We start from the raw sequence: 19,407 nt of genomic DNA, 5'->3' as shown, positions 1-19,407 counted from the left end.
GCGTCATCGCCGCGCGAAAAGCCAGGTTACCAGGTCGGCCGGGACGAGCCAAAAAGGGCTCAGGCCGGGACGAGCCGGGGCTGCGATGAGCCGGGACGGCTCAGGCCCAGCCTCGTCGGGCGGCCAGCCAACCGAGCGCCTGCTCGCCGCTCCACCGCTGGTGCGTCCGGATGTGCGGGGAGGCGGTCGACGGACCGGCGGCGGCGCTGGTCAGGAAGTACCCGGACAGCGCCGCGAGGGTCACGTCCAGCGCGTCGGTGGGGGCGTCGGCGGCAGCCGGGTGGGTGGCGAAGGCCACGTCCACGTCCAGGCCACTGGCGTACCCGGTGATCAGCAGGCTGACCAGGTCGAACCAGGCCGGCCCGTGGCAGAGCCAGGTCCAGTCGCAGAGCCACGCCCGGCCCGCCGGGTCGATCAGGAGGTTGTCCACCCGCAGGTCGCCGTGCGCCAACCCGCCGGTGACGGCGTACCCGGGGAGGCGGGACTCCAGCGCGACCAGCTCCGGGAGCGAGGCCCAGGCCGGCAGCTCCGGCGCGGGCTCGCGACCGGCGGCCACCTCGCCCCACCAGATGATGTCGTCGCGGGCCAGGTCGGCGAGGCGGGGCAGGCCGAGCGCCACCAACTCCCCGGGCGGATCGGCGAGTGCGGCGGCCACCTCGGCGTACGTGGCGAGGGCGGCGTCCAGCTCCGCCGGGTCCCAGGGCAGCCGGGGCGTCCGCCCGTCGACCGCGTCCAGGGCGAGCGCGTACCAGCCGGCCTCGGTCAGCGCCCAGCGTGGGCGGGGGACCGGCAGGCCGGCGGGGAGCCGGGCCAGGATCGTGGCCTCGTGGAAGTACCAGTCGGCCAGCTGCCGCTGCGTGTCCAGGGCCGCCGCCTTGACGAAGACCCGGCCGCCGTCAGGGCCGGTGAGCACCGCGGCGAAGCCCCGGGTGAAGCCGGCGCCGGCCAGTCGGACCGCCACCGGGGGGCCGCCGAGCCGGGCGGACACCGCCTCCCGCAGCCGGGCCGGCAGCGCGGCCCAGTCGGGGCGGACGGCCGTCGCTTCGTACGGCACCGGGGGCAGGGACACCGCGCGCACCCGCCCATGCTGCCCTACTGGGTGGCGGCCCGGGTACGCGCTCGCCGTCGGTCCGCTCTGTCAGACTGGCGAGCCATGAGGACCGACGACTTCTGGCAGCTGATCGACCGCGCCCGCGCCGGCGGTGGGGGAGAGCCCGCGGCGGTCGCTGCCTGCGCGGTCGCCCTGCTCGTCGAGCGGGACCCGGCGGAGATCGTCGGGTACGCCCACCATCAGCGGCGGGTGCTCGCCGCCTCCTACCAGGTCGACCTCTGGGGCGCGGCCTACCTGATCAACGGGGGCGCCTCCGACGACGGGTTCGAATACTTCCGGGGCTGGCTGATGACCCAGGGCCGGGCCGTCTTCGCCAAGGCCGTCGCCGACCCGGACTCCCTGGCCGAGCTGCCGCAGGTCCGGGCCGCCGCGCTGAGCGGCGAGGAGTTCGAGTGCGCGGACATGCTGGCGGTGCCCTGGGAGGCGTACCGGAAGGCGACCGCGACCGAGCTGCCGGCGGACCGTGATCCGGTGCCGGTTCCCGACCTGAACGACTTCTGGGACTTCGACGACGAGGAGGAGGTCACCCGCCGCCTGCCTCGGCTCGCCGCCCTGTTCGCCGCGCCGCCGGAGGAGTGACCGGGGAGGACCGGCGTGCCGGGCGGCGTGGGAGCATAGAGGGGGCCGGCGCCACGCCGGCCCGCTCACGTCAGCCGACCAGAACGGACCGCTGTGCCACCGACGCTCGATCCCGGCGCGAACGCTCCTGGTGCCACCGACCCCGGGCGCATCAGGAACTTCTGCATCATCGCCCACATCGACCACGGGAAGTCGACCCTGGCCGACCGGATGCTGCAGCTCACCGGCGTGGTCGATCCCCGGCAGATGCGCGCCCAGTACCTCGACCGGATGGACATCGAGCGCGAGCGGGGCATCACGATCAAGAGCCAGGCGGTCCGCATGCCGTGGACCGTCCGGGAGGGCGACCGGGCCGGCGAGACCGCCGTGCTCAACATGATCGACACCCCGGGCCACGTGGACTTCACCTACGAGGTGTCGCGGTCACTGGCCGCCTGTGAGGGCGCGATCCTGCTGGTCGACGCCGCGCAGGGCATCGAGGCGCAGACCCTGGCCAACCTCTACCTGGCCCTCGAGAACGACCTGCACATCATCCCGGTGCTCAACAAGATCGACCTGCCGGCCGCCCAGCCGGAGAAGTACGCCGAGGAGTTGGCCCACCTGATCGGCGGCGACCCGGCGGACTGCATCAAGGTCTCCGGCAAGACCGGTGAGGGCGTGCCGTACCTGCTGGACGAGATCGTCCGGCAGTTCGTGCCGCCGGTCGGCGAGGCCGAGGCCCCGGCCCGGGCGATGATCTTCGACTCGGTGTACGACGTCTACCGGGGCGTGGTCACCTACGTCCGGGTGATCGACGGCCGGATCAGCGCCCGCGACCGGATCAAGATGATGTCCACCGGCGCCACCCACGAACTGCTGGAGATCGGCGTCATCTCGCCGGAGATGCAGAAGTCCGACGCGCTCGGGGTCGGCGAGGTGGGCTACCTGATCACCGGCGTGAAGGATGTCCGGCAGTCCCGGGTCGGTGACACCGTCACCATCAACGCCAACCCGGCGAAGGAGGCCCTCGGCGGCTACAAGGACCCGAAGCCGATGGTCTACTCGGGTCTCTATCCGATCGACGGCTCGGACTACCCCAACCTGCGCGACGCGCTGGACAAGCTCAAGCTCAACGACGCCGCGTTGACTTACGAGCCGGAGACCTCTGGGGCGCTCGGCTTCGGCTTCCGCTGCGGCTTTCTCGGCCTGCTGCACCTGGAGATCATCCGGGAGCGGCTGGAGCGGGAGTTCAACCTCGATCTGATCTCGACCGCGCCGAACGTGGTCTACCGGGCCGTCCAGGAGGACGGCGAGGAGATCGTGGTGACCAACCCAAGCGAGTACCCGACCGGCAAGATCGCCGAGGTGTACGAGCCGACGGTGCGGGCCACCGTGCTCACCCCGAACGACTACGTGGGCGCGGTGATGGAGCTGTGCCAGGGCCGGCGGGGCAGCCTGCTCGGCATGGACTACCTCTCCGCCGACCGGGTCGAGCTGCGCTACACGCTGCCGCTGGCCGAGATCATCTTCGACTTCTTCGACCAGCTCAAGAGCCGCACCAAGGGCTACGCCTCGCTGGACTACGAGCCCTCCGGCGAGCAGGCGTCCGATCTGGTCAAGGTGGACATCCTGCTGCACGGCGAGCCGGTGGACGCGTTCAGCGCCATCGTGCACAAGGACAAGGCGTACAACTACGGCACGACGATCGCGGCGAAGCTGCGCACGCTGATCCCGCGCCAGCAGTTCGAGGTGCCCATCCAGGCGGCGATCGGCAGCCGGGTGATCGCCCGGGAGACGATCCGCGCCATCCGCAAGGACGTGCTCGCCAAGTGCTACGGCGGTGACATCAGCCGTAAGCGCAAGCTGCTGGAGAAGCAGAAGGAAGGCAAGAAGCGGATGAAGATGGTCGGCCGGGTGGAGGTGCCGCAGGAGGCCTTCATCGCCGCCCTCTCCTCCGACTCCGGCGACGGCAAGCCACCGGCCGGCAAGAAGTAGGCCCTTCGCCCGTACGCCGACGCGCGGCCGGCGCCCCGCCACGGTGACCCGTATCCGGGTCTCGCGGGCGGGGCGCCGGCCGTTTTTCGCGTACCCCGGAGGTGCCTTTCCGCGCCGCGGGCGCCCGCCGTCCAATCGGGTCGGCACCCGCGCCACCTGCGTAATCGACCCTTCGAGGAAGGCGACCTGGGGCCGGACATCGACCCGCTGCCATCCGTCCGGCGGCGAATCGGTTTGGGTTTTCGGCCGGTCGGGAACTTAGCGGTCACGACAGACAACACGCGACAACGTGTGACAGATCTTAGGAGGAGAGCGACCATGACCGTCATCGGAATTATCACCGCGCTCATCGTCGGTCTGATCGTCGGCGCGCTGGGCCGCCTGGTCGTGCCGGGCCGGCAGAACATGCCAATGTGGCTGCACATGCTGATCGGCGTGGGTGCCGCGCTGCTCGGCACCGTGCTGGCCCGGGCCCTGGGTATCGCGACCGAGACCGCCGGCATCGACTGGATGGAGTTGCTGGTCCAGGTTGTGCTGGCCGCGATCGCGGTGGCCCTGGTCGCCGGGGTCGGTGGGCGGCGCAGCGTCTCGCGCTACTGACCCCGCAGCACAACCCCCGAAACGCTCAAGCGGGCGCCCGACCTGGTCGGGCGCCCGCTGGCGTTGTCCGGCCTGACCTGCCCGGACGTCACCCCTGCCGCCGGGGCGGCGGGCTGCGATACGGTCGCCTCGCCCCCGCCCGCACACTGCCCCCTGTCGTAAAGGAATTTTTCCTACTAAGGTGCGGCGGAGAAGGTTAGTGCCAAACGGCGTGAGGGAGATATAGGCGTGAACAGGTGGAAGCGGCTGGCGCCGGTCACCGCCATCGTGGCCTCGGCCGCGATGGTGCTGGCCGGGTGCGGTGGCTCCGGAGACGACGAGAAGGCCGCCGACAACAGCAAGCTGACGGTCTGGATGATGGGCGAGGGCGGCGACGCCCAGAACAAGTTCCTCGACAGCGTCGAGGCCGAGTTCAAGAAGAAGCATCCCGAGACCGACGTGGTGGTGCAGTACATCCCCTGGCTCGAGGCGCCGAAGAAGTTCCAGGCCGCCCTGGCCGGCGGTGAGGGCCCCGACGTCACCGAGCTGGGCAACACCGAGACGCAGGGCTGGGCGGCGCAGGAGGCCCTCGCCGACCTCAGCGGCAAGTTCAATGGCTGGGCCGAGGGCAAGGACATCCTGCCCGACCTGGTGAAGAACGCCCAGCTCGACGGCAAGCAGTACGGCGTGCCGTGGTACGCCGGCGTCCGGTCGATCTTCTACCGCACCGACTGGTTCGCCGAGGCGGGCGTGAAGCCGCCGACGAACTGGGACGAGCTGGTCGCCGCCGCGAAGGCCGTCCAGGCCAAGAAGCCCGGCACCTACGGCATCGCGCTGCCCGGCAACTCCGAGCTGCCCTTCTACTCGTTCCTGTGGTCGGCCGGGGCGGAGATCGCCACCAAGCAGGGCGACACCTGGAAGTCCGGCTACAACACGCCGGAGGCGCAGCGGGCGGTGAAGTTCTGGACCGACCTGGTGACCGTGAACAAGGTCGCCCCGCCGGCCGCCGCGGGCTGGAACGAGATCGACGCCCGCACCCAGTTCTCGACCGGCAAGGCCGCCATGGCGTTCGCCGGTTGCTGGCAGGGCGCTGCCATGAAGAAGGACAACCCCGACATCGAGAAGGTGTGGGCCACGTTCCCCATCCCGGGCCCGGACGGCAAGCCGGCCCCGGCCTTCGCCGGCGGTTCCGACATCGCCCTGTGGAAGGACAGCAAGCGGCAGGACCTGGCCTGGGACTACATGACCGTCCTGCTGAGCAAGCAGAAGGACAAGGAGTTCGCCAGCAGCCTCGGCTTCTTCCCGGTCTACAAGGACCTGGTCAGCGGCGGTGACTACGCCAGCGACAAGGTGATGTCCGGGTGCGCCACCGCCATGCAGAACACCAAGCTGACCCCGCTCACCCCGAAGTGGGTCGAGGTCAGCCGGACCAAGACGGTGACCCAGGCCATGAACAGCTCGGTCATCAAGGGCCAGAAGACGGTCGAGAAGGCCACCGCCGACGCGGCCACCGAGATGGAAAGCATCCTCAACGCCAAGTGACCACGCTGACCGAGGCCACCGGCACGTCCGCCGCGCGGGAGACCCCCGCGCGGCGGCGTCGCCGGGTGGACCGCCTCCCGTACCTGTTGCTCCTGCCCTGCCTGGCCGTCATCGCGGTGCTGCTGCTCTGGCCGCTCGGCCAGGTCGTGATGATGTCCTTCTACAAGCTGGACAGCGTCCGGCAACTGCGGGGGGACCGCGAGTGGCCGTGGGTGGGCCTGGCCAACTACGCACAGATCCTCGGCGATCCGTTCTTCCGTACGGTCCTGCGCAACACCGTGCTGTTCGCGGTGGCCAACGTGGCGCTCACGATGATCCTCGGCACCCTGGTCGGGCTGCTGCTCAACCGCCTCGGCCGGAAGATGGCCACCTTCGTCGCCAGTTGCGTGATGCTGGCCTGGGCCACCCCGGCGCTGACCGGCACCATCGTCTGGAAATGGATCTTCGACGACACCAGTGGCCTGGTCACCTGGCTGTTCAACAAGCTCCCGGACGGCCTGTCCACCACGCTCTTCGGGCGCAGTGACTGGACCGGCTACGGCTGGTTCAACGACCCGCTGCTGTTCTTCGCGATCCTGACCCTGGTGGTGGTCTGGCACTCATTCCCGTTCATCGCGGTGAGCGTGCTGGCCGGGCTGAAGAGCGTGCCGAGCGAGTTGCAGGAGGCGGCCCGGGTGGACGGCGCCGGGCCGTGGCGGGTCTTCTGGTCGGTGACCTTCCCGATGCTGCGCCCGGTCTTCGGCATCCTCGTGGTGCTCTCCACGATCTGGGACTTCAAGGTCTTCACCCAGCAGTTCGTGCTGGCCGGCGGCACCCAGGACCGGCCGACGTTCATGCTCTCGATCTACTCGTACGCGGAGGCGTTCTCGCCGCCGCCCAAGTACGGCCTCGGGTCGGCGATCGCGGTCATCCTCACCCTGATCCTGCTCGTGGTGACCGGTGTGTACGTCCGCATGGTGCTCCGGCAGGAGGACGAGTCGTGAAGAAGGTCGCCCTCAACGGCGCCGGTCTGCTGGTCGCGCTCTTCGCGGCGTTCCCGGTCTACTGGATGATCGCCACCTCGTTGAAGCCCAACCGGGAGATCTTCTCGGCGACGCCGCGTCCGGTGCCGGCCGAGCCCACCCTGGAGCACTACCGGGAGATCCTCACCGGAAACCTGATCCCGGGTGTGACGTTCACCGACTTCTTCCTCAACAGCGCGCTCGTCGCGGTGGCGACGGTGCTGCTCAGCGCGCTGGTCGCGTTGCTCGCGGCGACCGCGGTGGCCCGGTTCCGGTTCCGGCTGCGGACCAGCTTCCTGATCCTGCTGCTCGTGGTGCAGATGATCCCGCTGGAGGCGCTGGTCATCCCGCTGTTCCTGATGATCCAGCGGCTCGGGCTCTACAACACCCTGCCCAGCCTGATCCTGACGTACCTGGGCTTCTCGCTGCCGTTCGCGGTGTGGATGCTGCGCGGCTTCGTGGCCGCCGTGCCCAAGGAATTGGAGGAGGCGGCGGCGATCGACGGCGCCAGCCGGGCGCAGACCTTCCGCCGGATTCTCTTCCCGCTGGTCGCGCCCGGCCTGGTGGCGACCAGCATCTTCTCCTTCATCACCGCGTGGAACGAGCTGATCTTCGCGCTCACCTTCGTCAACGACCAGCAGAAGTACACCCTGCCGGTGGCGATGACGTTCTTCTTCGGGCGGGACGACACCGCCTGGGGTTCGGTGATGGCCGCCTCCACGCTGTTCACCCTGCCGGTGATCGTGTTCTTCCTGCTGGTGCAGCGCCGGATGGTCTCCGGCCTGGTCTCCGGCGCCGTCAAGGGCTGAGGTGCAGGGCAGGGTCCCCTTCTCGACGTCTCCGGTCGAGCAGGGGCCCCTTCTCAACGCCTCCGGTCGAGCAGGGGCCCCGCCTTGACGCGCGGTTCTACGGCCGGAACGGTGCCCGTAGGCTCACCGCCATGACGGGACGGCTGGCAGCGGTGAACGTGGGCGTGGTGACCGAGGCGGAATGGGCGGGCGACCCGAGCGGCCGCAGCGGCATCGACAAGCGGCCGGTCGACGGCCCGGTGCGGGTCCGGTTCGACGGGCTGGCCGGCGACTTCATCGGCGAGCGGGCCCACCACGGCGGCCCCGACCAGGCGCTGTACGCGTACGCCGAGGAGGACGCCGGCTGGTGGGCCACCGAGGTGGGCCGGCCGCTGCGCCCGGGCGCCTTCGGCGAGAACCTCACCACCTGCGCGGTGGACGTCACCGGAGCGATCATCGGCGAACGGTGGGCGGCCGGTTCCGCCCTGCTGGAGGTGACCAAGCCGCGCACCCCGTGCACCACCTTCGCCGGCTTCTGGGGCGTACCGGACCTGATCAAGAGGTTCACCGGCCGGGCGGCGCCCGGGGCGTACCTGCGGGTGCTGCGTGAGGGCGAGATCGGCGCGGGCGACCCGGTCGAGGTGGTCGACCGCCCGGCGCACGGGGTGACCATCGGCGAGGTGTTCCGGGCGACCACGCTGGAGCCCGACCTGCTGCCCCGGCTGGCCGACGTGCCCGAGCTGCCCGAGCGGATCCGGGAGAAGGTCCGCCGCCGCCTCGGCGCCGCCGACCGCTGACCGTCCCTGGCCGTTGACCGCCGCTGGCCGCTGCCGGCCGCCGCCGGCCGCTGGCCGCTGACTGCCGCCGGACGCTGGCCGCCGTCGGTTGCCGGACGCGCTGCCCGGGCGCGCTGCCCGGGCCCGGTCACGTCGCGGCGAAGACCTCCGTCAGCACCTCGGTCGACGCGGCCCGGCTGCCCTTCACCCGGTCCCAGGTGCCGTGCTCGGCGGTCCACTCCAGGTCACCGAAGCGGACCCGCTTCACCCCGTGGTCGTCGGCGTGGGAGACCAGCCAGTGGGCGTACCGCCAGCCGTTGCGGCTGTCCGGCGCCGGGACGGCGAACCCGGTCAGGTCGGTCGGCGGGGTGAGGCCGGACAGCCCCCAGTCCTGGGTCAGGCTCTCCACCAGGGCCGCCGCCGCGGCCGGGCCGCGCATCGTCGGCTGCGGCCCGACCGTGCAGGCCACCGCGCCGGTCGCGTCGCCGAGCAGCGCGCGGGTGAGGACCTCCGACTCGTCGGCCCACTTCTGATACGCCTCGGGGTAGGCCGACCGCTGCACCCGCTGCGCGGCCTCGGTGACCCGCATCTCCTCCCAGCCCCTGACCTTCTTCAGCGCGGCGTAGAACTTCTTCGCCGCGTAGCGCGGGTCCTGGATCTGCTCAGGGGTGCCCCAGCCCTGGCTCGGGCGCTGCTGGAACAGGCCCAGCGAGTCCCGGTCGCCGTGCGCGATGTTGCGCAGGTGCGACTCCTGGTACGCGGTCGCCAGCGCCACCACCACGGCCCGCTCGGGCATCCGCCGCTGCACCCCGATCGCCGCGATCGTGGCCGCGTTGGCCATCTGCTCGGCGCTGAGCACCACCTGGCCGTCGGCCTGGACGGTGCAGGTCCGGCTGGCCGTCGGCAGGCGGAGGTGCTGCCCGAACTGCTTCGTGACGAAATAGACGCCGAGCAGGGCGACGACCGCCACCACCACACCGCCTGCCACGACTGCAACCCGAGTTCGCACCCGCACCCCCTGTCCCGACAGTCCGACAAGCGTACGTCCCGCGCCACGGCGGACGGGTCCTCCGACCGGCTGCCGCGCGCCCCGTCACCGTCCCGCCACCGAGCGCGTCCGGCGCACCGGACTCCGTCGCCTCTCAGTCTCCGCTGGGCACCCAGGCCGCCGGCCGTTTCTCCCGGAACGCGGCCACGCCCTCCCGGCCCTCGGCCGAGAGGAAGTACCCGGTGGACAGCGCGGCCAACTCGGCGATCTCCGCGCGCAGGTCGGTCGCGGCCGGCCGGCGCAGCAGCTCCTTGGCACCGGCGAGGGCCCGCGGTGCCCCCTTGACCAGCGACGCGCAGTAGCGCTCCACCGCGGCGTCCAGGTCGCTCGCCGGCACCGCGGCGGTCACCAGACCGATCTCGGCGGCCCGCCGGCCGTCGAAGGTGTCGCCGGTCAGGTACAGCTCGGCGGCGGCCCGGGGGTGCAGCCGAGGCAGCACGGTCGCCGAGATCACCGCCGGGATCACCCCGATCCGGACCTCGGTGAAGGCGAACGTCGCCTCCTCGGCGCAGACCGCCAGGTCGGCCGCGGCGATCAGCCCCAGCCCGCCGGCCCGCGCCGGCCCGGCCACCTTCGCCAGCACCGGCTTCGGGCACTCCCGGACCGCCACCAGCACGTCGCCCAGCATCCCGGCCGGCACCGTCCCGCTGGCGTACGCGGCGGCGGTCTCCTTCAGGTCCGCCCCGGAGCAGAAGACCGGGCCGGTGTGGTCCAGCACGATCGCCCGGACCGCGTCGTCGGCGGCCGCCGTGGCGAGCCCGGCCAGCAGCTCGGTCATCAGCGGGGTGGAGAGCGCGTTGCGGTTGTGCGGGCTGTCCAGGGTGAGGGTGGTCACCCCACGGGCCGTGGTGACCCGCACGAGAGCGTCCGGAGAGGTCATGCCGGGCACACTAGTGGCCATGCCCGGCGTCCTTCCAGAAGGCGAATCCGTCCCGCGCGACGGATCGCTGCCCGCTGCCGCCCGCCGCGCCGTCGGCGCCCGCGGCTTCGGCGTGTACGTGCACGTCCCGTTCTGCGCCAGCCGGTGCGGCTACTGCGACTTCAACACGTACACCGCCGCCGAGCTGGGCGGCGGTGCCGGCCGGGAGACCTACGCCGACACGGTGCTGGCCGAACTGGCCCTCGCCGGCCGGGTGCTGGGCGACACCCCGCCGCCCCGGGTGGACACCGTCTTCGTGGGCGGCGGCACGCCCACCCTGCTCCCCGCCGACGATCTGGCCCGGATCCTCGACGGCATCGACCGCACCTGGGGGCTGGCCGCCGACGCCGAGGTGACCACCGAGGCCAACCCCGAGTCCGTCACCCCCGAGTCGCTGAAGGCGCTGCGGGCGGCCGGCTACACCCGGATCTCGCTCGGCATGCAGTCCGCCGCGCCCGGGGTGCTGGCCGTCCTCAACCGGCAGCACAGCGCCGGCCGGGCCACCGCCGCCGCCCTGGAGGCGCGGGACGCCGGCTTCGACCACGTGAACCTGGACCTGATCTACGGCACGCCGGGGGAGACCGCCGCGGACTTCGCCGCCTCGCTGGACCAGGTGGTGGCCGCGGGCGTGGACCACGTCAGCGCGTACGCCCTGATCGTGGAGGACGGCACCCGGCTGGCCGCGCGGATGCGCCGCGGCGAGCTGCCGTACCCGAGCGACGACGTGGCGGCGGACCGCTACCTGGCCGCGGAGGCCGCCCTCGACACGGCCGGTTTCTCCTGGTACGAGGTCTCCAACTGGGCCCGCTCCGCGGCGGCCCGGTGCCGGCACAACCTGCTCTACTGGACCGGCGCCGACTGGTGGGGCCTCGGCCCGGGCGCGCACAGCCACGTCGGCGGGGTGCGCTGGTGGAACGTCAAGCACCCCAGCACGTACGCCCAGCGCCTGGCCGGCGGGGAGTCGCCCGGCCTGGCCCGGGAGGTGCTCACCGCCGACGAGGCGCACATGGAGGACGTGATGCTGCGGCTGCGGCTCGCCACCGGCCTGCCGCTGGACGTGCTGGACCCGGCCGGCCGGGCCGGTGCCGAGCGCGCGCTGGCCGACGGCCTGCTGGCCCCCGGCGCGTACGCGACCGGGCGGGCCGTGCTCACCCTGCGCGGCCGGCTGCTGGCCGACGCGGTGGTCCGCGACCTGCTGCCCTGAACGATCGCACCCGGCCGGCCCGGAGGCCGGCCGGGCGGGATCACTTGATGAAGCTGGCGGACATCGGGTAGCGGTAGAGCTGCCCCTCGTTGGCCTTCATGCCGGCGATGATCCCGAACAGGATCTGGATCACCACGACCGCGATGCTGGGCAGGAAGAGCAGGCACCAGCTCACGAAGAGCAGCACGAACGCGATGATCGACCAGAGGATCTGGAAGTTCAGCGCGGCCAGGGCGTGCGCCCGGACCGCCGGCGACTGCTGACCGCGGGCCAGGTACGCGATGAGCGGGGCGACGAAGCCCAACGGGCCGAAGCTGATCAGGGCGCCGGCAGCGCCGCCGAAGTGCGCGACCAGGGCCCAGGTCTTGTCATCGTTGGTGGGGTAGCCGGCGGGCGGCCCGTACGCGCCGCCGGTCGGGTAGCCGGCGCCGGGCGCGGCGTGGCCGCCCGGAGGCGGGTAGCCACCCGACGGCGGCTGGCCACCGGAGGGCGGCGGATAGCCACCGGGCGGGGGATAGCCGCCCGCCCCCGGTGCGCCGGACAGTGGTGCGGTGGGGGACTCGTCCGCCGACGAGCCGAACGGTGCCGACGGCGGGGTCGCCTCCGGCGGCTGGGCGCCGGAGTCCCCCGCTCCAGGAGGGCGAGGAGGTTCAGTCATGGACGTCACGGTAGGTCCCGTGGGCAAGGGCGCACCAGAGCAAGATCGCCCGGGATGTCCGACTGTTCGGCCCAGGCGGGGTGACTGTGCGGCGGGCCGCACCGGAGGTCCAGCGCTGATCATCGCGTCGGCGGGCACGCCGACGTAGACTGGCACTCGCTACAGTCGAGTGCCAGACGCTCAGTCGGCACCGCGTGCCGCCTGGTCGAGACTGGGTTGCGCCGGGTGCCGGCGGGCCGAGGTGCGTCAGGAGGTGGGGAGATGGGTCTCGACGACCGCAAGCTCGAGGTGCTGCGCGCGATCGTCGAGGACTACGTCGCCACGCAGGAGCCCGTGGGCAGCAAGGCCCTCGTCGAGCGCCACCAGCTGGGCGTCTCCCCGGCCACGGTCCGCAACGACATGGCGGTGCTGGAGGACGAGGGCTACATCCGGCAGCCGCACACCAGCGCCGGCCGGGTGCCGACCGACCGGGGCTACCGGCTCTTCGTCGACCGGCTCTCCCGGGTCAAGCCGCTCAGCCCCGCCGAACGGCGGGCCATCGAGCGCTTCCTGGTCGGCGCGGTCGACCTGGACGACGTGGTGCACCGGACGGTCCGGCTGCTGGCCCAGCTCACCCGGCAGGTCGCCGTGGTGCAGTACCCGAGCCTGGCCCGCTCCAAGGTGCGCCACCTGGAACTGGTGCCGATCTCCACCACCCGGCTGATGGTGGTCATGATCGCCGACACCGGGCGGGTCGAGCAGCGGCTGGTCGAGCTGCCCGGGCCGCTCCCCGCCGACGACGTCACGGACCTGCGCCGGCTGGTCAACGAGAAGCTGGTCGGCAGCCCGCTGTCGGAGACCCCGCCGCTGGTCCAGGCGCTGGTGGACGAGTCCGCGCCGCACCTGCGCCCGGCCATGGCCACGCTCTCCAGCGTGCTGCTAGAGACGCTGGTCGAACGGCACGAGGAGCGCATCGCGCTGGCCGGCACCGCCAACCTCACCCGCGGTGGCCTGCTGGACTTCCAGGGTTCGCTGCGCCCCATCCTCGAGGCGCTCGAGGAGGAGGTCGTGCTGCTCAAGCTCATCGGCGAGGCCGAGCCGAGCACCACCCGGGTGCTGATCGGCGACGAGAACGAGATCGACAACCTGCGCGCCGCCTCCGTGGTGAGCACCGGGTACGGCCCCGGCAGCACCATCGTCGGTGGCCTCGGCGTGCTCGGACCGACCCGGATGGACTACCCCGGCACCATCGCCACGGTGCGGGCCGTGGCACGCTACGTGGGCGATCTGCTGGCCCAGAACTGACCAGTCAGGGCCGCCGGCCGGCGCACGGCCGACGACCGCGCAACGCGAGACGAAAATGGGGACACCGAACGCAGTGGCCAGGGACTACTACGGCATTCTCGGCGTGAGCCGGGACGCCTCCGACGACGAGATCAAGCGCGCCTACCGCAAGCTGGCGCGGCAGTTCCACCCGGACGTCAATCCGGACCCGGAGGCACAGGAGAAGTTCAAGGACATCAACGCCGCGTACGAGGTTCTCTCGGACGACCGGAAACGGCAGATCGTCGACCTGGGCGGCGACCCGCTCGCGCCCGGCGGCGGGGGCGCAGGTCCGGGCGGCCCGGGCGGCGCCGGCCCGTTCGTCGGGTTCCAGGACATCATGGACGCGTTCTTCGGTGGCGCGGCCGGCGGCAGCCGGGGGCCGCGTCCGCGTACCCGGCCGGGTGCGGACGCGATCCTGCGGCTCGAACTGGATCTGCACGAGACCGCGTTCGGCGTCGAGGCCCCGATCACCGTCGACACCGCCGTGCTCTGCACCACCTGCTCCGGCGCGGGCACCGCGGCCGGCACCCACCTCGCCACCTGCGAGGCGTGCGGGGGTCGGGGCGAGGTGCAGTCGGTGCAGCGGACCTTCCTCGGCCAGGTGGTCTCGGCCCGGCCGTGCACGGTCTGCCAGGGCTACGGCACCACCATCCCGCACCCCTGCCCGACCTGCGCCGGGGACGGCCGGGTGCGGACCCGCCGCTCCCTCACCGTCAAGATCCCCGCCGGGGTCGAGGACGGCATGCGGATCCGGCTGGCCCAGCAGGGTGAGGTCGGCCCGGGTGGCGGCACCGCCGGCGACCTCTACGTGGAGATCCACGAGCGGCCGCACGACGTCTACTCCCGCAAGGGCGACGACCTGCACTGCCGGGTCACCGTGCCGATGACCGCCGCCGCGCTCGGCACCCGGCTGACCATCAAGACGCTGGACAGCGAGGAGACGGTGGACGTCAAGCCCGGCACCCAGCCGGGCAGCACCCTGCGGCTGCGCGCCCGCGGCGTACCGCACCTGCGCGGCACCGGGCGGGGCGACCTCTACGTCCACCTCGACGTGCGCACCCCGACGAAGCTCGACGCGGACCAGGAGCGGATGCTGCGCGAGTTCGCCAAGACCCGCGGCGAGGAGGTCGCCGAGCTGACCAAGCAGGGCGGCTTCTTCTCCCGGATGCGCGACGCCTTCAACGGGCACGCCTGAGGTGTCGGCGCCGCTGTTCCTGGTCGACGCGCTGCCCACCGGTGACACGGTGACGCTCGACGGCCCGGAGGGGCACCACGCCGCCACCGTGCAGCGGCTGCGGGTCGGCGAGGAGTTGCTGCTCGCCGACGGCCGGGGCGGCACCGCCGCCGCGGTGGTCACCGCCGTCGGCCGGGGCACCCTCGACCTGGCGGTCACCACCCGGGGGTACGTCGACGCGTCCGTCCCCCGGCTCGTGGTGGTGCAGGGCATCGCCAAGGGCGACCGGGGTGAGCTGGCCGTGCAGGCGATGACCGAGGTCGGGGTGGACGAGATCGTCCCCTGGGCGGCGTCCCGCTCGGTCGTGCAGTGGCGCGGCGACCGGGGCGTACGGGCCCGGGAGAAGTGGGCGGCCACCGCCCGCGAGGCGGCCAAGCAGGCCCGGCGCGCCTGGCTGCCGATCGTGGCCGGCACGCCCGACGAGTCCACCGCGACGGTGGCCCGGCGGATCGCCGGGGCAGCCACCGCGTTCGTGCTGCACGAGGAGGCCGAGGAGCGGCTGGCCACCGCCGCGCTGCCGGAGACCGGCGAGATCGTGCTGGTGGTCGGCCCGGAGGGCGGCATCGCCCCGCCCGAGCTGTCCGCCTTCGGCGAGGCCGGCGCGCGTACCGTCCGGCTCGGCCCGTCGGTGCTGCGTACCTCCACCGCCGGCGTCGCCGCGCTCAGCGTGCTCGCCGCCCGCCTCGGCCGCTGGTAGGCCGAGCGGCGCCCCCCGCCGCCGCGCGTGTCGCGGCACCCACCGGAACACCCCGCCCCGCCTCTGCTCTGCAGCCACGGACGCAACACCGCGGCATCGGTAGGTGCTGCGTGGATGGCTGCAGAGCAAAGGGGACGACGGAGTGTCGCGCGGGCCGGCTCGGGAGGGCGCCTGCCGGGGTCAGCTGCGCAGGTAGGAGGCGCCGTTGAGGTCGACGATGGTGCCGGAGGCCCACTCGGCCTCGGGGCTGGCCAGCCAGTGCACCGCGGCGGCGATCTCCTTCGGGCGGGCCACCCGGCGGAACGGGCTCTGTGCCCGGATCGCGTCGCCGCGCTCGCCGCTGAGGTGCGTGGTGGTCATGTCCGTCTCGACGAAGCCGGGCGCCACCGTGGCCACCGCGATGCCGTACGGGGCCAGGGCCAGCGCCAGCGACTGACCGAGCGCGTTCAACCCGGCCTTGCTCGCCCCGTACGCGGGCTGCTCCGGCTCGCCGCGGAAGGCGCCCCGGGAGGAGACGTTGACGATCCGGCCGCCCCGCTTGCGCATGTGCTGGGCGGCGCACCAGGTGACGTTGGCGGCCCCGGTCAGGTTGGTCTCCAGCACCAGCCGCCACTGCTCGCGCCACTGCTCGTACGTGTTGCCGAAGACCGGGTGCGGCAGGTCCCGAGGGCCGTACACGCCTGCGTTGTTCACCAGCACGTCCAACCCGCCCAGCTGCTCCGCCGCCGTGTCGACCATCGCCCGGACGGCCTCCGGGTCTGTCAGGTCGGCGCGGACCACCACGTGCCCCTCGCCGGGCAACTCGACGCGGACCCGCTCGGCCAGCTCCGCCGAGTCCCGGTGGTGGATCGCCACCCGGTCCCCGCCCGCCGCGAACGCCCGCGCCACCGCGCGCCCGATGCCGCGCGAGGCCCCCGTCACCAGTACCGCCCGTCCCGTCATGCGCGTCATGTTGCCGCACGGCCTGCCGCCGGTTAACAAGGGGCCCTTCGTGTGCGGAACGCGTTAACAGGGGGGCCCTTCCTTACACTGCCCGAATGGGAACCGACTGCCTGTTCTGCCGGATCGTCGCCGGGGAGATCCCGGCCACCATCGTGCGGGAGACCGCCACCACCCTCGCCTTCCGGGACATCAACCCCCAGGCCCCGACGCACGTGCTGGTCATCCCCAAGGAGCACTACGCGGACGTGGCCACCCTGGCCCAGGGTGACCCAGGCCTGGCCGGTGAGGTGCTCGCCACGGCCGCCACGGTGGCCGAGGACGAGGGGCTGCTCGCCGACGGCTTCCGGCTGATGTTCAACACCGGGGCGTACGCCGGTCAGGAGGTCTTCCACGTGCACGCGCACGTGTTCGGCGGCGCGCCACTCGGCCCGATGCTCTGCCGCTGAGGCCGTCCCTAGACTGCTTGCATGATCACGGTGCATGACCGGCTCGACCGGATGGTGCGGCAGGCGCAGGCGCACGGCCGGATCCCGGCGGTCTCGGCCGCCCTGCACCGGGCGGACCGGCCGCTCTGGACCTGCACGGTGGGCGGGACCGGCAACGACAGCCCGCTCGGCCCGGAGACGGTGTTCCGGATCGGCTCGGTCACCAAGACCTTCACGGCCGTGCTGGTCATGCAGTGCCGCGACGACGGGCTGCTGGACCTGGACGACCCGATCGGGCGGCACCTCGACCTGCCGGCGCACGGCGAGCTGACCGTACGCCGGCTGCTGTCGCACACCGCGGGCCTGCAACGCGAGCCGCACGGCGACGTCTGGGACAGCCTGCTGGCGCCCGGCGTCAGCGAGCTGATCGCGGACCTGGCCCGGGTGGAGCGGGTGCTGCCGACCGGCCGGCGCTACCACTACTCCAACCTCGGGATGGCGCTCCTCGGCGAGCTGGTCGCCCGGCTGCGCGGCGGCACCTGGGCCGAGGTGCTCGCCGAGCGGGTGCTCGCCCCGCTCGGGCTGACCGCCACCGGCCCCACGCCCGGCGAGCGGGCGGCGACCGGGTTCCTGGTCGACGCGTACTCCGACGAGGCGCACCCGGAACCGCCCACCGACTTCGGCGCGGTTGCCCCGGCGGCGCAGCTGTGGAGCACCGCGCCGGACATGGCGCGCTGGGCCGCCTTTCTGGCCGACCCGGCGGCGCTGGATCCGGCCGGCGCGGTGCTCGCCCCGGCCACCCTCGACGAGATGCGCTGGCCGCTCACCACCACCGACGAGACGCTGTGGGGGGCTGGCTTCGGGCTCGGCCTGATCCTGGTGCCGCAGCCGCAACGGGTGGTGCACGTGGGGCACGACGGAGCCATGCCCGGTTTCCTGGCCGCCGTCTACGGCCGGCGCGGCGGGGACGGCACGGCCGGCGCGATGGGCTGCGCCGTGCTCGGCTCGTCCGGCACCGGCGTGCCGGTGTTCGAGCTGGCCCACCAGTTGCTCGCCGTCGCGGCCGAGTACGACCCGGCGGAGATCGAGCCGTGGCGTCCCGGGCCGCCCGCCCCGGCGCACCTGCGCGGGGTGCTGGGCCGCTGGTGGGGCGAGGGCTTCGAGTACGTCTTCTCCTGGCACGACGGGGCGCTGCGGGCCCGGGGCGCGGACGACCCGGCCGGCAAGCCACCGGCGGTCTTCGCGCCGCTGCCGGACCGGCCGGACGTGTTCCGGACCGTGGCCGGCCGGGAGGTGGGCGAGCTGCTCCGGCTGACCCGCGACGAGCAGGGCGCGGTGGTCCGGATGCACTGGGCGACCTACCGCTTCACCCGCCACCAGGAGACCTTCGACGGGTACGACTTCCGCGAGTAGTTGATCTCCTACCGGCGGAAATGCGCGAGGTGCGGCGGGTGTTGACCCGATACGATGGGTGTAACGTCCGACCGCCGCGCCAGCAGGGCCCGGCGCCGAGATCGAGAGCAGGTGGCGCAGGGCCCGACGGCCCGACCTATGACCGGCACCCCACCTCCCGGCCCGCCCCGGGTGCAGACCAGGATCACGGTCCCCGACCAGAAGATCATGGTGAACCTGCTCGGCGCGGGCGACGAGATCCTGCGGCTCGTCGAACGCTCGGTCAACAGTGACGTCCACGTGCGTGGCAACGAGATCACCATCACCGGCGCGCCCGCGGACAACGCCCTCGCCGAGCGCCTCTTCAGCGAGCTGCTCGAACTCATCGAGAAAGGCGAGACCCTGACCACTGACGCCGTCCGGCGGACCGTCGGCATGCTCGAGCAGGGCAGCACCGAGCGGCCCGCCGAGGTCCTGACGCTCAACATCCTCTCCCGGCGCGGCCGCACCATCCGTCCCAAGACGCTCGGGCAGAAGCGGTACGTCGACGCGATCGACGGCAACACGATCGTCTTCGGCATCGGCCCCGCCGGCACCGGCAAGACCTACCTGGCCATGGCGAAGGCCGTCCAGGCGCTCCAGGCCAAGCAGGTCAACCGGATCATCCTGACCCGGCCGGCGGTCGAGGCGGGCGAGCGGCTGGGCTTCCTGCCCGGCACCCTGAACGAGAAGATCGACCCGTACCTGCGGCCGCTGTACGACGCGCTGCACGACATGCTCGACCCGGAGTCCATCCCGAAGCTGATGGCGGCCGGCACGATCGAGGTGGCGCCGTTGGCGTACATGCGCGGCCGGACGCTCAACGACGCGTTCATCATCCTGGACGAGGCGCAGAACACCACGCCCGAGCAGATGAAGATGTTCCTCACCCGGCTCGGCTTCGGTTCCAAGATCGTGGTCACCGGTGACGTCACCCAGGTGGACCTGCCCGGCGGGACGACCAGCGGCCTGCGGGTGGTCCGGGAGATCCTGAGCAACGTCGAGGACGTGCACTTCGCCCAGCTCTCCAGCGCCGACGTGGTCCGCCACAAGCTGGTGGGCGAGATCGTCGACGCGTACGCCCGCTGGGACGCCGAGCGGGAGAACCAGCAGGCACAGGGCGTGCACGCCGTGCCCGGGCGGACCGCCCAGGGCGGCCGGGCCGGCCGGCGCCGCTAATCCACCAGAGGAAGA

The 19,407-nt window shown here is 72.6% G+C and carries 19 protein-coding genes; 14 read left to right on the top strand and 5 right to left on the bottom strand.

All coding sequences use genetic code 11. The annotated features are described in order from the left end of the window. Nucleotides 1-100: 100 nt before the first annotated feature. Complete coding sequence (locus FXF52_RS14100; RefSeq protein WP_255471937.1) at nt 101-1,078, bottom strand: phosphotransferase family protein; 978 nt, start codon at nt 1,076-1,078, stop codon at nt 101-103. Between the two features lie 75 nt (nt 1,079-1,153). Here FXF52_RS14100 and FXF52_RS14095 point away from each other — a divergent pair, with 75 nt between their 5' ends. The 7 genes from FXF52_RS14095 to FXF52_RS14065 all read left to right on the top strand — a co-directional run bounded on the left by FXF52_RS14095 (nt 1,154) and on the right by FXF52_RS14065 (nt 8,371). Next, complete coding sequence (locus FXF52_RS14095; RefSeq protein WP_148797339.1) at nt 1,154-1,690, top strand: DUF4240 domain-containing protein; 537 nt, start codon at nt 1,154-1,156, stop codon at nt 1,688-1,690. Between the two features lie 93 nt (nt 1,691-1,783). Next, nucleotides 1,784-3,664 carry a translation elongation factor 4 gene (gene lepA, locus FXF52_RS14090; RefSeq protein WP_148797338.1) on the top strand — a complete coding sequence of 627 codons (1,881 nt, stop codon included), beginning with the start codon at nt 1,784-1,786 and terminating at the stop codon, nt 3,662-3,664. A 318-nt stretch (nt 3,665-3,982) separates the two neighbouring features. Then, entirely contained in the window at nt 3,983-4,264 is a 282-nt protein-coding gene (locus FXF52_RS14085) for a GlsB/YeaQ/YmgE family stress response membrane protein (protein ID WP_148797337.1), read from the top strand. Between the two features lie 228 nt (nt 4,265-4,492). Then, complete coding sequence (locus tag FXF52_RS14080) at nt 4,493-5,785, top strand: sugar ABC transporter substrate-binding protein (RefSeq protein WP_148797336.1); 1,293 nt, start codon at nt 4,493-4,495, stop codon at nt 5,783-5,785. Further along, nucleotides 5,782-6,768: a carbohydrate ABC transporter permease gene (locus FXF52_RS14075; protein ID WP_148797335.1), complete on the top strand. Its 987-nt coding sequence runs from the start codon at nt 5,782-5,784 to the stop codon at nt 6,766-6,768. Before FXF52_RS14080 ends, FXF52_RS14075 begins: the two co-directional genes overlap by 4 nt. Next, nucleotides 6,765-7,595 carry a carbohydrate ABC transporter permease gene (locus FXF52_RS14070; protein ID WP_148797334.1) on the top strand — a complete coding sequence of 277 codons (831 nt, stop codon included), beginning with the start codon at nt 6,765-6,767 and terminating at the stop codon, nt 7,593-7,595. Before FXF52_RS14075 ends, FXF52_RS14070 begins: the two co-directional genes overlap by 4 nt. 131 nt (nt 7,596-7,726) lie before the next feature. Next, nucleotides 7,727-8,371 (top strand): MOSC domain-containing protein, encoded by a 645-nt coding sequence (locus FXF52_RS14065; RefSeq protein ID WP_148797333.1) that lies wholly within the window; start codon nt 7,727-7,729, stop codon nt 8,369-8,371. Nucleotides 8,372-8,498: 127 nt separating this feature from the next. On the opposite strand, the gene FXF52_RS14060 is transcribed toward FXF52_RS14065, so the two are convergent. Both FXF52_RS14060 and FXF52_RS14055 read right to left on the bottom strand, forming a co-directional pair. Further along, nucleotides 8,499-9,365, bottom strand: coding sequence for a hypothetical protein (locus FXF52_RS14060; protein WP_187413493.1), 867 nt, complete (start codon nt 9,363-9,365; stop codon nt 8,499-8,501). Between the two features lie 127 nt (nt 9,366-9,492). Next, nucleotides 9,493-10,278: an enoyl-CoA hydratase-related protein gene (locus FXF52_RS14055; protein ID WP_148797331.1), complete on the bottom strand. Its 786-nt coding sequence runs from the start codon at nt 10,276-10,278 to the stop codon at nt 9,493-9,495. 19 nt (nt 10,279-10,297) lie between these two features. Here FXF52_RS14055 and hemW point away from each other — a divergent pair, with 19 nt between their 5' ends. Continuing rightward, nucleotides 10,298-11,521 (top strand): radical SAM family heme chaperone HemW, encoded by a 1,224-nt coding sequence (hemW, locus tag FXF52_RS14050; RefSeq protein ID WP_187413497.1) that lies wholly within the window; start codon nt 10,298-10,300, stop codon nt 11,519-11,521. Between the two features lie 40 nt (nt 11,522-11,561). Here the strand turns inward: hemW and FXF52_RS14045 are convergent, their stop codons facing one another. Next, on the bottom strand, nt 11,562-12,179 hold the full coding sequence (locus FXF52_RS14045; RefSeq protein WP_148797329.1) for a DUF4870 domain-containing protein: 618 nt from the start codon (nt 12,177-12,179) through the stop codon (nt 11,562-11,564). Between the two features lie 261 nt (nt 12,180-12,440). On the opposite strand from FXF52_RS14045, the gene hrcA reads away from it, so the two are divergent. The 3 genes from hrcA to FXF52_RS14030 all read left to right on the top strand — a co-directional run bounded on the left by hrcA (nt 12,441) and on the right by FXF52_RS14030 (nt 15,415). Beyond that, complete coding sequence (hrcA, locus tag FXF52_RS14040; protein ID WP_148797328.1) at nt 12,441-13,463, top strand: heat-inducible transcriptional repressor HrcA; 1,023 nt, start codon at nt 12,441-12,443, stop codon at nt 13,461-13,463. 73 nt (nt 13,464-13,536) lie between these two features. Continuing rightward, nucleotides 13,537-14,679, top strand: coding sequence for a molecular chaperone DnaJ (dnaJ, locus tag FXF52_RS14035; protein WP_187413496.1), 1,143 nt, complete (start codon nt 13,537-13,539; stop codon nt 14,677-14,679). A 1-nt stretch (nt 14,680) separates the two neighbouring features. After that, nucleotides 14,681-15,415 carry a 16S rRNA (uracil(1498)-N(3))-methyltransferase gene (locus tag FXF52_RS14030; RefSeq protein WP_148797326.1) on the top strand — a complete coding sequence of 245 codons (735 nt, stop codon included), beginning with the start codon at nt 14,681-14,683 and terminating at the stop codon, nt 15,413-15,415. Between the two features lie 180 nt (nt 15,416-15,595). On the opposite strand, the gene FXF52_RS14025 is transcribed toward FXF52_RS14030, so the two are convergent. After that, complete coding sequence (locus FXF52_RS14025; RefSeq protein ID WP_148797325.1) at nt 15,596-16,357, bottom strand: SDR family NAD(P)-dependent oxidoreductase; 762 nt, start codon at nt 16,355-16,357, stop codon at nt 15,596-15,598. A gap of 95 nt (nt 16,358-16,452) precedes the next feature. Between FXF52_RS14025 and FXF52_RS14020 the strand changes: the two genes are divergently transcribed. The 3 genes from FXF52_RS14020 (at nt 16,453) to FXF52_RS14010 (ending at nt 19,392) form a co-directional block, all read left to right on the top strand. Continuing rightward, nucleotides 16,453-16,803 carry a histidine triad nucleotide-binding protein gene (locus FXF52_RS14020; protein ID WP_148797324.1) on the top strand — a complete coding sequence of 117 codons (351 nt, stop codon included), beginning with the start codon at nt 16,453-16,455 and terminating at the stop codon, nt 16,801-16,803. Nucleotides 16,804-16,824: 21 nt separating this feature from the next. Then, nucleotides 16,825-18,195: a serine hydrolase gene (locus FXF52_RS14015; RefSeq protein WP_148797323.1), complete on the top strand. Its 1,371-nt coding sequence runs from the start codon at nt 16,825-16,827 to the stop codon at nt 18,193-18,195. 138 nt (nt 18,196-18,333) lie between these two features. After that, nucleotides 18,334-19,392: a PhoH family protein gene (locus FXF52_RS14010; protein WP_148797322.1), complete on the top strand. Its 1,059-nt coding sequence runs from the start codon at nt 18,334-18,336 to the stop codon at nt 19,390-19,392. The last annotated feature ends 15 nt before the right edge of the window (nt 19,393-19,407 follow it).

The organism is Micromonospora sp. MP36, from assembly GCF_008119785.1.
In the GTDB taxonomy this organism is placed as follows: Bacteria; Actinomycetota; Actinomycetes; order Mycobacteriales; family Micromonosporaceae; genus Micromonospora.
The sequence above is the reverse complement of the archived record's forward strand: the minus strand, read 5'-3'. Positions and strand labels throughout refer to the sequence as shown.

Excerpts from the sequence above, each read along its gene's own strand:
- FXF52_RS14095 (WP_148797339.1), top strand. The coding sequence starts at position 1,154 with ATGAGGACCGACGACTTCTGGCAGCTGATCGACCGCGCCCGCGCCGGC.
- FXF52_RS14025 (WP_148797325.1), bottom strand. The coding sequence starts at position 16,357 with ATGACGGGACGGGCGGTACTGGTGACGGGGGCCTCGCGCGGCATCGGG.
- FXF52_RS14045 (WP_148797329.1), bottom strand. The coding sequence starts at position 12,179 with ATGACTGAACCTCCTCGCCCTCCTGGAGCGGGGGACTCCGGCGCCCAG.
- FXF52_RS14055 (WP_148797331.1), bottom strand. The coding sequence starts at position 10,278 with ATGACCTCTCCGGACGCTCTCGTGCGGGTCACCACGGCCCGTGGGGTG.
- FXF52_RS14020 (WP_148797324.1), top strand. The coding sequence starts at position 16,453 with ATGGGAACCGACTGCCTGTTCTGCCGGATCGTCGCCGGGGAGATCCCG.
- FXF52_RS14085 (WP_148797337.1), top strand. The coding sequence starts at position 3,983 with ATGACCGTCATCGGAATTATCACCGCGCTCATCGTCGGTCTGATCGTC.
- FXF52_RS14065 (WP_148797333.1), top strand. The coding sequence starts at position 7,727 with ATGACGGGACGGCTGGCAGCGGTGAACGTGGGCGTGGTGACCGAGGCG.
- hrcA (WP_148797328.1), top strand. The coding sequence starts at position 12,441 with ATGGGTCTCGACGACCGCAAGCTCGAGGTGCTGCGCGCGATCGTCGAG.
- hemW (WP_187413497.1), top strand. The coding sequence starts at position 10,298 with ATGCCCGGCGTCCTTCCAGAAGGCGAATCCGTCCCGCGCGACGGATCG.
- FXF52_RS14015 (WP_148797323.1), top strand. The coding sequence starts at position 16,825 with ATGATCACGGTGCATGACCGGCTCGACCGGATGGTGCGGCAGGCGCAG.
- FXF52_RS14010 (WP_148797322.1), top strand. The coding sequence starts at position 18,334 with ATGACCGGCACCCCACCTCCCGGCCCGCCCCGGGTGCAGACCAGGATC.